14 protein-coding genes are annotated in these 13,240 nt (G+C 78.4%); 6 read left to right on the top strand and 8 right to left on the bottom strand.

The genetic code is table 11. The annotated features are described in order from the left end of the window. Positions 1-145: 145 nt before the first annotated feature. A complete protein-coding gene (locus tag ACI79X_RS14750; protein ID WP_457026164.1) occupies positions 146-1,090 on the bottom strand; it encodes a tRNA (adenine-N1)-methyltransferase in 945 nt (314 codons plus the stop codon). Between the two features lie 88 nt (positions 1,091-1,178). Here ACI79X_RS14750 and ACI79X_RS14745 point away from each other — a divergent pair, with 88 nt between their 5' ends. After that, positions 1,179-2,099: a RecB family exonuclease gene (locus ACI79X_RS14745; RefSeq protein WP_457026163.1), complete on the top strand. Its 921-nt coding sequence runs from the start codon at positions 1,179-1,181 to the stop codon at positions 2,097-2,099. 183 nt (positions 2,100-2,282) lie between these two features. On the opposite strand, the gene ACI79X_RS14740 is transcribed toward ACI79X_RS14745, so the two are convergent. Together ACI79X_RS14740 and ACI79X_RS14735 are read right to left on the bottom strand one after the other, a co-directional pair. Then, positions 2,283-3,068 (bottom strand): isocitrate lyase/PEP mutase family protein, encoded by a 786-nt coding sequence (locus ACI79X_RS14740; RefSeq protein ID WP_457026162.1) that lies wholly within the window; start codon positions 3,066-3,068, stop codon positions 2,283-2,285. Continuing rightward, complete coding sequence (locus tag ACI79X_RS14735; RefSeq protein ID WP_457026161.1) at positions 3,065-3,637, bottom strand: hypothetical protein; 573 nt, start codon at positions 3,635-3,637, stop codon at positions 3,065-3,067. Before ACI79X_RS14735 ends, ACI79X_RS14740 begins: the two co-directional genes overlap by 4 nt. A 64-nt stretch (positions 3,638-3,701) precedes the next feature. Here ACI79X_RS14735 and ACI79X_RS14730 point away from each other — a divergent pair, with 64 nt between their 5' ends. Beyond that, a complete protein-coding gene (locus ACI79X_RS14730) occupies positions 3,702-4,385 on the top strand; it encodes an ArsR/SmtB family transcription factor (RefSeq protein WP_457026160.1) in 684 nt (227 codons plus the stop codon). Positions 4,386-4,527: 142 nt separating this feature from the next. Further along, positions 4,528-5,703: an amidohydrolase family protein gene (locus ACI79X_RS14725; RefSeq protein WP_457026159.1), complete on the top strand. Its 1,176-nt coding sequence runs from the start codon at positions 4,528-4,530 to the stop codon at positions 5,701-5,703. 4 nt (positions 5,704-5,707) lie between these two features. On the opposite strand, the gene ACI79X_RS14720 is transcribed toward ACI79X_RS14725, so the two are convergent. From ACI79X_RS14720 to ACI79X_RS14710, 3 genes are all read right to left on the bottom strand, one after another. Then, positions 5,708-6,400, bottom strand: a complete 693-nt coding sequence (locus ACI79X_RS14720) for an HAD family hydrolase (RefSeq protein WP_457026158.1) — start codon at positions 6,398-6,400, stop codon at positions 5,708-5,710. A gap of 150 nt (positions 6,401-6,550) precedes the next feature. After that, positions 6,551-7,492: an NADP-dependent oxidoreductase gene (locus tag ACI79X_RS14715; RefSeq protein WP_457026157.1), complete on the bottom strand. Its 942-nt coding sequence runs from the start codon at positions 7,490-7,492 to the stop codon at positions 6,551-6,553. Between the two features lie 52 nt (positions 7,493-7,544). Further along, positions 7,545-8,012, bottom strand: a complete 468-nt coding sequence (locus ACI79X_RS14710) for a cupin domain-containing protein (protein WP_457026156.1) — start codon at positions 8,010-8,012, stop codon at positions 7,545-7,547. 185 nt (positions 8,013-8,197) lie between these two features. On the opposite strand from ACI79X_RS14710, the gene ACI79X_RS14705 reads away from it, so the two are divergent. Further along, on the top strand, positions 8,198-10,240 hold the full coding sequence (locus ACI79X_RS14705) for an AAA family ATPase (RefSeq protein WP_457026155.1): 2,043 nt from the start codon (positions 8,198-8,200) through the stop codon (positions 10,238-10,240). A gap of 30 nt (positions 10,241-10,270) precedes the next feature. On the opposite strand, the gene ACI79X_RS14700 is transcribed toward ACI79X_RS14705, so the two are convergent. After that, positions 10,271-10,795, bottom strand: a complete 525-nt coding sequence (locus ACI79X_RS14700) for a hypothetical protein (protein WP_457026154.1) — start codon at positions 10,793-10,795, stop codon at positions 10,271-10,273. A gap of 175 nt (positions 10,796-10,970) precedes the next feature. Here ACI79X_RS14700 and ACI79X_RS14695 point away from each other — a divergent pair, with 175 nt between their 5' ends. After that, a complete protein-coding gene (locus tag ACI79X_RS14695) occupies positions 10,971-11,471 on the top strand; it encodes a DUF5994 family protein (protein WP_457026153.1) in 501 nt (166 codons plus the stop codon). 102 nt (positions 11,472-11,573) lie between these two features. Beyond that, positions 11,574-11,705, top strand: coding sequence for a hypothetical protein (locus ACI79X_RS14690; RefSeq protein ID WP_457026152.1), 132 nt, complete (start codon positions 11,574-11,576; stop codon positions 11,703-11,705). A 66-nt stretch (positions 11,706-11,771) separates the two neighbouring features. Here ACI79X_RS14690 and ACI79X_RS14685 read toward each other — a convergent pair whose 3' ends face one another. Then, the gene (locus tag ACI79X_RS14685; protein ID WP_457026151.1) at positions 11,772-13,094 is read right to left on the bottom strand and encodes an ATP-dependent 6-phosphofructokinase; all 1,323 of its coding nucleotides are present in this window, start codon (positions 13,092-13,094) and stop codon (positions 11,772-11,774) included. Between the last annotated feature and the right edge of the window lie 146 nt (positions 13,095-13,240).

Below are 13,240 nucleotides of genomic sequence, written 5' to 3'. Positions count from 1 at the left end.
CACACATCAGGGGGAGCCAGGAGGCAAATCTATACACGCCTGCCGACGTCCTGCCCGTGGCTCGCGGGCGGGGTGGGGGACTGGTACGGCCCCGCTGCAGGGTCCCGTCCCGAGCCTGCGAGGGACGGGGGGCAGCGGGGTCCTCCTACTTCTGGGCGCGGCGCTGGCGGACCGGCGCGACGACGCCCTCGGCGAGCCGGCGGGCGGTCACCAGGAACGCCGTGTGGGCCACCATCCGGTGCTCCGGGCGCACGGCGAGGCCCACCGCGTGCCAGGGGCGGACCAGCGACTCCCAGGCGTAGGGCTCGGTCCAGCAGCCCTGCGCGCGCAGCGCCTCCACGTAGGTGGACAGCTGGGTGACGGTGGCGACGTAGCCGACGAGGACGCCGCCGGGGCGGAGCGCGGCGGCCACGGTGGGCAGCACCGCCCACGGCTCGAGCATGTCGAGGACGACGCGGTCGACGACCTCCTCGGCGGGGTGCTCGGCGAGGTCGCCGAGGCGCAGGTCCCAGTTCTGCGGCACGCCGCCGAAGAAGGCGCCGACGTTGCCGCGGGCGACGTCGGCGAAGTCCTCGCGCCGCTCGTAGCTGGTGACCCGGCCGGACTCCCCGACGGCGCGCAGCAGCGAGCAGGTGAGCGCGCCGGAGCCGGCGCCGGCCTCGAGCACCCGCATGCCGGGGCCGATGTCGCCGCTGCCGACGATCTGGGCGGCGTCCTTGGGGTAGATGACCTGCGCGCCGCGCGGCATGGAGAGGACGAAGTCGGCGAGCAGCGGGCGCAGCGCCAGGTAGCCGGTGTTGGCGGTGGAGTGCACGACCGACCCCTCGGGGGCGCCGATGAGGTCGTCGTGGGAGATGGCGCCGCGGTGGGTGTGGAACTGCTTGCCGGGCTCGAGGACGACGGTGTGCAGCCGGCCCTTCGGATCGGTGAGCTGCACCCGGTCCCCGACGGCGAACGCGCCCGCGACGGGGGTCCGCCCGGCCGGCGCCTGCTCCTCTCCCGCCGGCTCGTCCCCCGCGGGCGCCGGCCCGGCGGCGGGCGCCGGGGCGGCGCTGTCGGCGGTCTGGCTGGGCTCGGGCTGCTCGGTCACGGGCGGCCAGCCTACGGCGAGCGCCGCAGGTGCCCGTCCCCGGCGCGGGGACGCAGGACTGTCGGTGGGGCGACCTAGCCTCGATGACATGACGGCCGTGTTCTCCCCCGACACCGCGTCCGACGGCGGCGAGCAGGCTCCCGACGCGGAGAAGGCGCCGCGCCGCCCGTCGCTGTCGCCCAGCCGCGCGGCCGACTTCAAGACCTGCCCGCTGCTCTACCGCTTCCGCACCATCGACCGGCTGCCGGAGAAGAAGAGCGCCGCGGCGGTGCGCGGCACGCTGGTCCACGCCGTCCTCGAGCGCCTCTACGACCTGCCGCAGGCCGAGCGCACCGTCGAGGCCGCGCGCGGCCTGGTGGCGCCGGCGTGGGAGGAGCTGCAGGCCGACCCGGAGGTCGCCGCGCTCTTCGCCCCGGGTGAGGACGGCGCCGAGCCGCCGTCGCTGGACGCGTGGCTGGCCTCGGCCGGGGAGCTGGTGGAGACCTACTTCCGCCTGGAGGACCCGACCCGCATCCAGCCCGAGGGCCGCGAGCAGCTGGTCGAGGTGACGCTGCCCGACGGGCTGCTGCTGCGCGGGTACGTCGACCGGCTCGACGTCGCCCGCAACGGCGCGCTGCGGGTGGTCGACTACAAGACCGGGTCGATGCCGCGCGAGGCGTTCGAGTCCAAGGCGCTGTTCCAGATGAAGTTCTACGCGCTGGTGCTGTGGCGCACCCGCGGCGTGGTGGCCTCCCAGCTCAAGCTCATCTACCTCGGCGACGGCGACGCGCTCACCTACGCGCCGGAGGAGGCCGAGCTGCTGCGCTTCGAGCGGACGCTGCTGGCCATCTGGGCGGCGATCGAGCGGGCGGTGGCCACGGGCGACTTCCGGCCCAACCGCACCCGGCTGTGCGGGTGGTGCGACCACCAGGCGCTGTGCCCCTCCTTCGGCGGCACTCCCCCGCCGTTCCCGGCCGAGGCCGCGGCCGCCGCGGGCTGGAGCACCCTGCCGGTCGTCGAGCGCGACTGACGCGCTCCGGCACGGTCCGCGCGCTCCCCGTCCGGGTCCGCGTCCGGAGCCGACCGCGAGCGCTCGTCCCGTCCCCGGCCGCGATCATGGAGCCGCGGTGGCGACACGCCGGGCGGCGTCGGGATGTCGCCACGCGGGCTCCATGATCGCGGGGGCACCGCCGCCGGAGCGCTGCCCGGGGGCTCAGGCGCCGAGGGCCGCGGTGCGGGCGTCGACCTCGGCGTAGGGCGTCGCGGGTGGGGCGGGCTGGCCGTCGCGCAGCCGCCGGGCCACCGCCACGGCGGCGTCGAGCGCGGCGCGGAACAGCAGCGAGCCGGTGCTCACCCGGCGGACGCCCAGCCCGGCCAGCCGGGGCGGCGGGTGGTCGGGGCCGGCGAGCACGTTGAGCGGCACGGGCAGCTCGGCGGCGAGGACGGCGATCTCGTCGGCGGTCAGCCGGCCGGGCACGAAGACGCCGTCGGCGCCCGCGGCCACGTAGCGCCGCGCCCGCTCGAGGGTGGTGGCGAGGTCGGCCCGCTCCCCCAGCCAGTACGTGTCCACCCGGGCGTTGACGAACACCCCGGGCGCGGCGTCCGCGACGGCGGCCACCTTCGCCGCGTGCCGCCCCGGGTCGGCCAGGCGCCCGCCGGTGCTGTCCTCCAGGTTCACCCCGGCGGCGGGCAGCCCGGCGACCAGGGCAGCCACCTCGGCGGGGTCGTCGGAGAGGCCGTCCTCGAGGTCGACGGTGACCGGGACCGGCAGCCCCGCCAGCCGCCCGGCGAGGTCGAGGGTCGCCGCACGCGCCGCCCGCGCGGCGTCGGGCAGCCCGGCGGCCGCCGCGACGCCCAGGCTGGTGGTGCCGACGGCGGGGTGCCCGTCGGCGGCCAGGGCGAGCGCCGAGGCGACGTCCCAGGCGTTGGGCAGCAGCAGCGGCGCGGGCCCGGCGTGCAGGGCCCGGAAGGCGGCCCGGCCGTGCGGGTCGGCGCTCACGGGAGCACCGCCGCCCAGGCCTCGGCCAGCGACCGGCCCGGGCAGGCGTGCGGGCCCCGGCCGAACGGCGCGCCGGCCAGGTCCACCTCCACCTCGGTGCCGTCCGGCGCGACCCGCCGGGTGGTCGGCACCGGCGGCCCCGGCCTCCCCTCCCGCCGCTGCCGGGCCAGCGCGGCGAGGCCGGCGTGCGCCTGCACGAGCAGGCACAGCCGCGCGGCGGTGTCGTCGCCGCGCCCGCCGCAGGCCGCCACCAGCCGCTCGAGGGCGGCGTCGGCATCGGCCGACTGCGGGGCGTGCGGCTGGTAGGCGGCCGCCACCCGGGCGACGTCACCGGCTCGCTCGGCCGGTAGGTCGAGCCCCTCCAGCAGCACCACCGCCGGATCGGCGCATGAGTTGGGGATAACGGTCAGGGTGGCGAGGAGGGCGTCGAGCCCCGCCCGCCGGCGGGCGTGCTCGGGCCCGTCGCAGAAGCGCGGCACCCGGGAGCGCAGCCAGGCCAGCCCCGTCGCCGCGGGCGGCGCGGCCGGGACGCGGTAGCGGGGATCCTCGAGGACGGCGGAGGTCAGCACGGGCCCACCCTGGCCGCGCCCGTGTTCGGCGGGGACCGAACCGTCGGTGCGCCAGGATGGCGGCGTGCCGGTGTCCGCCGCCTCCCTCGCCCGCTTCGCCGGGCTGCTGTCCGACCGCAGCCGGGTGGCGATGTGCCTGGCCCTGCTCGACGGCCGGGCCTGGACGGCGGGCGAGCTGGCCCGGCACGCCGGCATCGCCCGCTCCACCGCCAGCGAGCACCTCACCCTCCTCGTGGGCGCCGGCCTGCTCACCGAGCGGCGGCAGGGCCGGGCGCGCTACGTCGAGCTGGCCGGCCCGGAGGTCGCCGCGGCCCTGGAGGACCTCGGGGCGCTGGCCGGCGAGCGCGAGCGCCCGCGCTCCCTGCGGGCCGTCCGGGCCGACGCCCGCCTGGCCGAGGCCCGCACCTGCTACGACCACCTGGCCGGCCGCGTCGGCGTCGCCGCCCTCGACGCCCTCGCCGCCCGCGGGCTGCTGGACATCGGGGGCGGCCTCGCCCTCACCCCGGCCGGGCGGCGCTGGTCCGCCGAGGTGTGCGGCGCCCCACCGCCGGGCGGCCGCCCGCTGCTGCGCGCCTGCCTCGACTGGACCGAGCGGCGTCCCCACCTCGGCGGCGCCCTGGGCGCGGCGCTGCTGCGCACCGCCCTCGAGCGGGAGTGGGTGACCCCGGTGCCGGGCCTCCCCCGCGCGCTCACCGTGACCCCGGCCGGCGCGCTCGCCCTGACCGGCCCGGCCGCCGTCGCCGGTTGACCCGGGGCGGCGTCGCCCCCGGAACGGCGTGGCACCCGGAGCGGCGTGGCACCCGGAGCGGCCGAGCGAGACGCGCCGGGTCCCGTCGACCGCGCCGGTCCCCCGGCCTAGCGTCGGGCGCCTCCTCGCGGAGGGAGCCGCCATGCGGGGCTACCGGGCCGACCGCGCCTTCGACGGCGAGCGGGTGCTGCGCGACGGCGCCCTCGTCCTGGTCGACGACGGCCGCATCGTGGGCGTACAGCCGGCGTCGGCGGCCGCGCCCGACGGCGTGCCCGTCACCGCCCTGCCCGGGACGACCCTGCTGCCCGGTCTGGTGGACACCCACGTGCACCTGTGCGGGGACAGCGGCCCGCGCGCCCTCGACCGGCTGCCCGAGCTCTCCCCGGCCGAGGTCGACGCGACCGTGGCCGGGTCCCTGCGCCAGCACCTCGCCGCGGGGGTGACGGCGGTGCGCGACCTCGGCGACGTCGGCTGGGCGGTGGTCGAGCGGGCGCCGGACGACGGCCCGACCGTCGTCGCCTCGGGGCCGCCGCTCACCTCTCCCGGCGGCCACTGCGCCGGCATGGGCGGCGGGGTGCGGGGCGCCGGGCCGCTGCGGGCCGCGGTGCGCGAGCGGGCCGGGCGGGGCGCCGGCGTGGTCAAGCTGATGGCCAGCGGCGGGGCGATGACGCCGGGCACCGACATGGCCGCCTGCCAGTTCACCGCCGCGGAGGTGCGCGCCGTCGTCGAGGAGGCGCACCGGCTGGGCCTGCCGGTGACCGCGCACGCCCACGCCCTGTCCGCCGTCCGGCAGGTGCTCGCCGCCGGCGTCGACGGCATCGAGCACTGCTCGTGCCTGACCGCGACCGGCTGGGGCGTGCCGCCCGGGCTGGCCGGTCAGCTGGCCCGGGCGGGCGTGGTCGTCGGGCCGACGCTCGGGCTGGCGGAGGGCGCCGTCCCGCCACCGCGGGTGCAGGCGCTCATCGCGCGCCTCGGCATGACCGAGGAGGCGCGGGCCGCCGACGCGGCGCGGCTGCACGCGGCCGGGGTGCGGCTGGTGAGCGGGGTGGACTCCGGGATCGCGCCGGGCAAGCCGCACGGCATCGTGGCGCGGGCGGTCGCCTCGCTGGCGGGCGCCGGGGTGCTCGCCGCCGACGCGCTGGCGACGGCGACCGCCGGCGCGGCCCGGGCCTGCGGGCTCGGGCACCGCACCGGGCGGCTGGCGCCGGGCCTGGACGCCGACCTGCTGCTCGTCGACGGCGACCCCACCCGCGACGTGGCCGCCCTGGCCCGGGTGCGGCTGGTCGTCTCCCGCGGCCGGCAGCTCGTCGCGGCCTGAGCGGTCAGCGGCGGGCGGCGTCCCGGTCGAGCACCAGGCGCTCGAGGTCGGCGAGCCCGACGCCGGCCAGCGTGTCGCGCAGGACCAGCCCGTCGGCCGGGGCCAGGGGCTGCAGCGAGGGGACGCCCAGCACGGCGGCACCGGCGGCCAGCCCCGCGGCCACCCCGGCCGCGGAGTCCTCGACGACGACGCACGCGGCCGGGTCGACACCGAGCGCCGCGGTGGCCTGCAGGTAGGGCGCCGGGTCGGGCTTGCGGGCGGGCACCTCGTCGCCGCAGACGGTGAGGTCGAACGGCGGGACGTCGAGGTCGGCGGCGAGGCGGGCGATCACCAGGTCGGCCAGCGCGCGCGGCGTCGTGGTCACCAGGGCGGTGGGCAGCGCGGCGGCGCGCACCTCGGTGAGCAGCTCGCGGGCGCCGGGCCGCCAGGGCACGTCCTCGGCGAGCAGCCCCGCGACGGTCGCCTCGACGTCGGCGGCGTCGGCCTCCCACACGTCCTCGCGGTCGACGCCGAGGTCGGCGTAGAGGATCCCCAGCGCGGTGCGCATGCTGGTGCCCACGGTGGCCTCGCGGGCGGCGGGGCTGAGCTCCCCGCCCAGGCGGCGGGCGAGGCCGAACAGCGCCGCTCCCCAGTGCTGCTCGGTCTCCACGAGCGTGCCGTCCATGTCGAACAGGACGGCGGCGAGGTCGTGCGGCATGGTCCCCTGCTGGCTCGGTCCCCCGGGCGGTGCGGCGGGGCGCGGTCGGTGTGTCGCCGTCCAGTCTCCCAGCCGCGTCCGGCCCGTGCGGGCCCGCGGGCCGCCGCCCGCCGCGACGCCCCTCACAGGAGGGACGCCGCGGCGCCGGCCTCAGGCGGCGGGGACGACGACGACCTTGCCGCTGAGCCCGCCGCCGGCGGCCCTCTCGTGCAGCTCGGCGAGCCCGTCCAGCGGGACGCGCTCGGCGACGTCGACCCGCAGCTCGCCGCGGTCCACCCGGGCCACCAGCTCGGCCAGCTGGGCGGCGTCGCTGCGGACGAACAGGTCGATCCCGCGGACCCCGCGCGCCTCGTCCGACGGCGCCGGCATCCAGACGGTGGTGTTGACCAGGACGCCGCCGTCCCGGACCAGGCCGGCGAGCGCGGCGAGCTGCTCCGGCTCCACCGGCGCCAGGTTGAGCACCACGTCGACCGGCTCGGGAACCGCGGCCGCGACGTCGCCGGCGGTGTGGTCGACGACCTCGGAGGCGCCGTCGGCCCGCACCCGCTCGGCGCTGCGCGGGCCGGCCGTGGCGATCACGTGCGCGCCGGCGGCCCGGGCCAGCTGGACGGCGTAGCCGCCGACCGCGCCACCCGCGCCGTTGACCAGCAAGCGCTGCCCGGCCTGCAGGCCGGCGTGCTCGAACAGCGCCTGGTACGCGGTGAGCCCGACGATGGGCAGCGCCGCGGCGTCGGGCAGCGGGACGGTCGCGGGCGCGGCGGTGAGCACCTCGGCCGGGGCCAGCACGTACTCCGCGGCGGCGCCGTCCCCGGTCATCGGCAGGAAGCCGACGACGGCGTCGCCGACGGCCGGGGCGCTCACGCCCTCGCCGAGCGCGTCGACGGTGCCGGCGACGTCGATGCCCGGCGTGTGCGGCAGCGTCACGGGGATGGGGCCCTGCATGGTGCCGCCGCGGATGGTCGCGTCGACGCCGTTGAACGACGTGCCCGCGACCCGGATGCGCACCTGCCCGGGGCCGGGGACGGGCTGCTCGGCGTCCTCGTAGCGGAGCACGCCGGGGCCGCCGAACTCGTGGAAACGGACTGCCTTCATGGGTCTTCCTCTCGGGATGCGGTCGGCGGGGTGGGAGGTCAGGGGGTCGGGGTCAGCGGGGCGGGCCGAGGACGACGTTGCCGCCGAGTTCGGCGGCCTCGGCGAGCAGCTCCGGGGGGATGGCGAAGCCGTCGGGGCGGGGCCCGCTGCGGTCGCGGCCGGCGTGGCGGAACATCGCCTCCAGCCCGCCCGGCGTCGCCACGAGCAGCAGGTCGGCGCGCTCGGAGGTGATCCGGTAGCCGTGCGGGATGCCGCGCGGCAGGAAGACCGCGCCGCCCTCGCCCAGCTCGTGCCGCTCCTCGCCGGCCCACACCACGGCCTCGCCCGAGACGACGACGAAGACCTCGTCCTCGCGGGTGTGCAGGTGGAACGGCGAGGCGTCACCCTGCTCGACGTCCAGGCGGGCGACGGTGAGCGCGCCCCCGGTCGCCTCGGCGTCGAGCAGCACGCTCACGGTGCTGCCGCCGATCCACTCGAGCTGCTGCTGGTCCTGCCGCGGGGCGAGGAACGGGACGGTCACGGGATCTCCCGGGGTCCGGTGGACGGCGGCGCCGTCCTGCTGGCACCGACCCTGCGCCGCGCGGCTGCCCGGTCGCCACGCCCCCGGGTGCTCACCGGTGCCCACCGGTGCCCACCGCCGTCCGCGTGCGTGCTCCCGGACCCGGCCCCCGGCGCGCGATCATGGACGGCGGCGAGAGGAGCCGGGTGGGCACGGGACTGGGCAGCAGGCTGGCGGCCGCGCGGGCGGGGGCGCTGGTGGGCCGCGACCGCGAGCGGGGGGTGCTCGACGCGGCGGTCGCCGGGAGCGACGGCGCACCCGTCGTCGTCTACCTGCACGGCCCCGGCGGCATCGGGAAGTCGACCCTGCTGCGCCACGCCGCCCGGCAGGCGGAGCTGGCCGGGCGTCCGGTGGTGCACCTCGACGTCCGCTTCCTCGACGCCGAGCCCCGGCGCTTCGAGGAGGCCGCCGCGCTGGCGTGCGTGCAGCCCGGCACCGTCCTGCTGCTCGACTCCTTCGAGCACTGCCGGCCGCTGGAGCCCTGGCTGCGCGACACGTTCCTGCTGCGGCTGGCCGACGACGCGCTCGTGGTGATCGCCGGCCGGGTCGCCCCGGACCCGGAGTGGTCGCTGGACCCCGGGTGGGCGCCGCTGTTCTGCGAGCTGCCCGTCCGGCCGCTGGAGCCGGCCGAGTCCTCCGCGCTGCTCGCCTCCCGCGGCGTCGCCCCGGCGCAGCGGTCGCGGCTGATCGGCTTCGCCGGGGGCAGCCCGCTCGCCCTGTCCCTGGCCGCCACCGTCTCCGCCGGGAGCCCCGCGACGGGCGCGCCGTGGGAGCCGACCGGCGACGTGCTGACCACGCTCGTCGAGCGGCTGGTGGGCGACGTGCCGGGGCCGGCGCACCGGCGGGCCTTGGAGGTGGTCGCGCAGGCGTACGTGACGCGGGAGTCGCTGCTGCGCGCGGTGCTGGGTGGGGAGGACACCGCGGAGCTGTTCGCCTGGCTGCGCCAGCTCCCCTACGTCGAGGCCACCGCCGAGGGGCTGCACCCGCACGACGCGGTGCGGGCCACCCTGGAGGCCGACCTGCGGTGGCGGGACCCCGCGCGCTACGACGACGTCCGGGTGCGCGTCTCGGCCGCCCTGCTCCACGCGGTGCGCGCGGCCGCCGACGACGACGCCCTGCTGCGGGTCGCGGAGTGGATGTTCCTGTTCCGCGACCAGGCGGGGGTCGACGCGCTCTACGACTGGCGCGCCCACCCGCACGTCGAGGACACCCCGCTGACGGCCGCCGACGTCCCCGACGTGCTGCGGATGGCCGGGGAGGCGGAGGGACCGGGGTCCGCCCGCATGGCGGAGCACTGGCTCCGGCGGCGACCGGGCGGGTTCCGCGTGTACCGGTACGCCGGGTCCACCCGGCCGGTCGCCTTCATGGCCGTCCTGCACATGGCGGCGCCGTCGCCGGAGGACCTGGCGGCGGACCCGGTGGTCGCCGCGCTCTGGGAGCACGTGTCGGCGACCGCGCCCCTGCGGCCGGGCGAGCACCTCGCGATCCGCCGCTTCGCGGTGCAGCCGTCGTGGCACCAGCAGCCCTCGCCGGTCATGGACCTGATCAGCCGCCGCGCGATCGCCGACGAGATGCGCGCCCGCGGCCGGGCGGTGACCGCGACCGTCTTCGAGGACGCCGACCGGTGGGGCGCCTACCTGGCCGCCGCGCGGCTGCGGGAGGTCGCCGTCGTGGACGTCGGCGGCCGCCGCCAGCACGTGTTCGGCCGCGACTGGCGCAGCGAGCCGGTCGAGCGCTGGGTGGAGCTGCGGGCCCGGGCCGCGGTGGCCCCGAGGGCACCGGTGGAGGCGCCCGCCCCGACGCCCGTCGCGCAGGAGCGCACCGCCGGGGAGCCCCTGCCGGACGCCGCGTTCGGGGCGGCCGTGCTCGAGGCGCTGCGCACCTGGCACGCGCCCCGCGAGCTCGCCACCAACGCCCTGCTCGGCTCGGCGCTGGTGCCGCCGGGCTCGGCCGACCCCGTGGCCGACCTGCGGGCCGCGGTCTCCGCCGCCCTCGACGCGCTGCGGACCGACCCGGCCGGCGTGCGCGCCCACGAGGCGCTGACCGCCACGTTCATCACCGCGTCGCGCACCCACAAGGCGGCCGCCCGCCGGCTCGGGGTGCCCTACGGCACCTACCGGCGCCGGCTGGCGCTGGGCCGCGAGCGGCTCGTCGCGGAGCTGCGCCGCCGGACGTCGCCCGGCGACTGACCGCGCCGGCCGGCAGGCGTCCTGGGGCCGTCAGGCTGCGACGGCCCTCCTCCGGGCGCGGGCGAGGGCGAGCGCCGCGGCTCCCCCGGCCGCGGCGAGCACGATCGGCAGTCCGGCGCCGTTGCCGTCGGCGGGCATCTGGGTCGACGGCGGGCACGCGGCGTCGCCCTTGCGCGCGGCCAGGTTCGTGCTGCCGAGGTGCCACGTGGGGCCGCCGCCGCGGGTCACGGTCACCGCGAACACGCCGTGCCGGAGGCCGGGCTCGAAGGTGGTCGGCTGGGGCGTGCCGTACTGCGTCGGCGTCACCTGGTTCGCCGGGCCGACCGGGATGGTCACCGTCGTGCCGGTGCGGTTGTCGTAGCCGAACACCGCCGTCCAGCTGCCGTCGGCGGAGGTGGTGACGCAGTCGAGCACGGGGACCACGTCGGGCGGGTCGGACCGGTTCGGCGCCGCGGCGGCGGCACCGGGCACCAGGGCGACGAGGACGGCGACCGCCGCCGTCGCCAGCAGGCGGACCGGGGTCCGCGGGGTGGTCGTGCGTGCGTACCGCGGCATGGCGGCGTCCCGTCGTCTCGGCGGCTGCTTCACCTGGCGGGCAGGGCATCGGCAGGACGGCGGCGGCCCTGCAGCGCAGCGCCGGGATCTCACCCGCCCGGGTGTAGGTTCGGCGGTGGCGTCACTGCGGCGCTCAGCCCCCTCCGCATCCGGAGGGAGATCGGCGGTCCCTGTCATGGGACTCACCACGCACTCCCGCACCACGCACTCCCCCACCAGCGCGGCCGGGACACCCCGCCGGGCCGGCGCCGTCCGGCTGGCGCTCATCGAGCCGGCCGCGCCCCGCACCACGCTCGACGGCGCGTGGTGGCCCCGCACCGCGGACCTCGACGGCGAGCTCGGGCCCCTGCTCGAGGAGCTGCAGCGCCGCGGCGTCCGGGCCACCCGGGTGGCCTTCAACCCCGCGTCGTGGGCGCCGACCGGGCGCCGGCTGCGCACCGGCGACCGCACGGTCCGCCTCGGCTGGTTCGGCCGGCTCGACCCGCACCTGGTCAGCCTGACCGGGGACCTCGGACGCGCCCGGGTCGACCTGCTGGTGGTGCCGCCGGGCACGCCGCGGGCGACGGCGGACCGCGCGTTCGCCGCGGCCACCGACCACGGCAACCGCGCCGAGCCCACGGCCCTGCTGCGGTCGCTCGACACCCCGGTGCACGGCCGGCCCGAGCCGGCTCCCTGAGCCTCCCGGGGCCGGTCCGCCGGCCCCGGACCCCGCCGGCCGTCCGGCCGGCGGCCCCGGCCGCCCGCCGCCACGGCGGGCCGCCCTCCCCCAGGAGTCCGCATGAGCGACAAGTCGCCGCGCCAGTCGATGTCCGGGAAGTCCGCGAAGTCGATCAAGGAGAAGCGCACCGAGCGCAAGGCCAAGGCCGACGCCCGCACGCAGGCGGACCGGCCCGCTCCCGGGAAGGGCTGAGGACCGCCGCCCGGGCGGAGGACCCGTCCCGCCCGGGCGGAGGACCCGCCCGGGCGGTGTGGCGGCTCAGCCGAAACGGACCGGCTGCCCCGTCGCCTCGAGCACCGACATCCACAGGTCGCCCAGCGGGTCGACGTGGTTGCGCCGGCTGACGGCCAGCGCCATCGGGATGTGCACGAACCGCCGCCGGCGCCGCGCCACGATCACCTCGGTGCGCCCGGCCATCGCCGCGTGCACCGCCGCGTGCGCGAGGCGCAGGCAGTACGCGCTGTCGTAGGGGTTGGCCGGCACGCTGCGGATGGCGTAGCTCGGGTCGAAGTAGCGGACGTTGTTCTCGACCCCGGCCTTGTCCAGGTGCTCGCTGATCAGCCGGCGCATCAGCCGGCCGATGTCGCCGAGCCGGACGTTGCCCGACGCGTCCCGGCCGGGCTCGTGCTCCTCGATGTGCTCCTGCCCGGCGCCCTCGGCCACCACGACGACGGCGTGCCCGCGGTCCTCGACCCGGCGGCGCAGGTGCTCGAGGAAGCCGCCCTCGCCGTGCAGCGCGAAGGGCACCTCGGGGATGAGCACGTAGTCGGCGTCGTCCTTGGCGAGGGTGGAGTAGCAGGCGATGAAGCCCGAGTGCCGGCCCATGAGCTTGACCAGCCCGACGCCGCCGGGGGCCGAGCGCGCCTCGACGCTGGCGGCGTGGATGGACTTCGTCGCCTCCGACATCGCCGTCTGGAAGCCGAAGCTCTGGTCGATGTAGGGGATGTCGTTGTCGATCGTCTTCGGCACCCCGACGACGGCGATCTTCAGGCCGCGCTCCTCGACCACGCGGACGACCTCCATCGCCCCGCGGATCGTGCCGTCGCCGCCGATGACGAACAGGATGTTGATCGCCAGCCGCTCGAGGGCGTCGACGATCTCCTCGGGGTCCTGCATGCCGCGCGAGGTGCCGAGGATGGTGCCGCCCTCGTCGTCGATGTGCTGCACGACCTCCGGCGAGAGGTCGACGACGTCCTCGCCGTAGCGCGGGATGAAGCCGCGGTAGCCGTTGCGGAACCCGACGATCCGCCGCACCCCGTAGTGCCGGCACAGCTCGAGCACCAGGCCGCGGATGACGTCGTTGAGGCCGGGGCACAGCCCGCCGCAGGTGACGATGCCGACGCGGGTCTTGGCCGGGTCGAAGTAGATGCGCTGGCGCGGCCCGCCGGGCTCCAGGCTCGGCAGCTCCTCCACCGGGAGGCCGCGCGCGCCGGCCATGGACAGGGTGTCGTCGAAGAGGACGCGGTCCCCCTCCTGCACCGAGTGCTGCGTCGTCTCGCGGGCGGCCAGCCGCTCCGCCAGGGGCGAGTCGATGCGGCACGGGCCGAGCGTCCGCACCGCGAGGTCCTCGTGTCCGATCACGGGGAGAACGCTCCCACACCGGGGTGCCGCTCCGACGCGCGGCACCCCGGTCATCAGGACGTCATGTCGATTCATCCTCCCGGATGACCTCCCCGGCCCCGCCCGGCCGCACCCCGCGGTGCCGGTGAGGTGCTGGAACGGCCCCG

The organism is Geodermatophilus sp. SYSU D01119, from assembly GCF_054049975.1.
Note: the sequence above shows the minus strand (reverse complement) of the source record. Positions and strands in the feature narration are given on the sequence as shown.

What these genes read in the sequence shown, in the direction of transcription:
- ACI79X_RS14720 (WP_457026158.1), bottom strand. Translation starts at nt 6,400, where the DNA reads ATGCCGCACGACCTCGCCGCCGTCCTGTTCGACATGGACGGCACGCTC.
- ACI79X_RS14725 (WP_457026159.1), top strand. Translation starts at nt 4,528, where the DNA reads ATGCGGGGCTACCGGGCCGACCGCGCCTTCGACGGCGAGCGGGTGCTG.
- ACI79X_RS14690 (WP_457026152.1), top strand. Translation starts at nt 11,574, where the DNA reads ATGAGCGACAAGTCGCCGCGCCAGTCGATGTCCGGGAAGTCCGCGAAG.
- ACI79X_RS14715 (WP_457026157.1), bottom strand. Translation starts at nt 7,492, where the DNA reads ATGAAGGCAGTCCGTTTCCACGAGTTCGGCGGCCCCGGCGTGCTCCGC.
- ACI79X_RS14745 (WP_457026163.1), top strand. Translation starts at nt 1,179, where the DNA reads ATGACGGCCGTGTTCTCCCCCGACACCGCGTCCGACGGCGGCGAGCAG.
- ACI79X_RS14695 (WP_457026153.1), top strand. Translation starts at nt 10,971, where the DNA reads ATGGGACTCACCACGCACTCCCGCACCACGCACTCCCCCACCAGCGCG.
- ACI79X_RS14700 (WP_457026154.1), bottom strand. Translation starts at nt 10,795, where the DNA reads ATGCCGCGGTACGCACGCACGACCACCCCGCGGACCCCGGTCCGCCTG.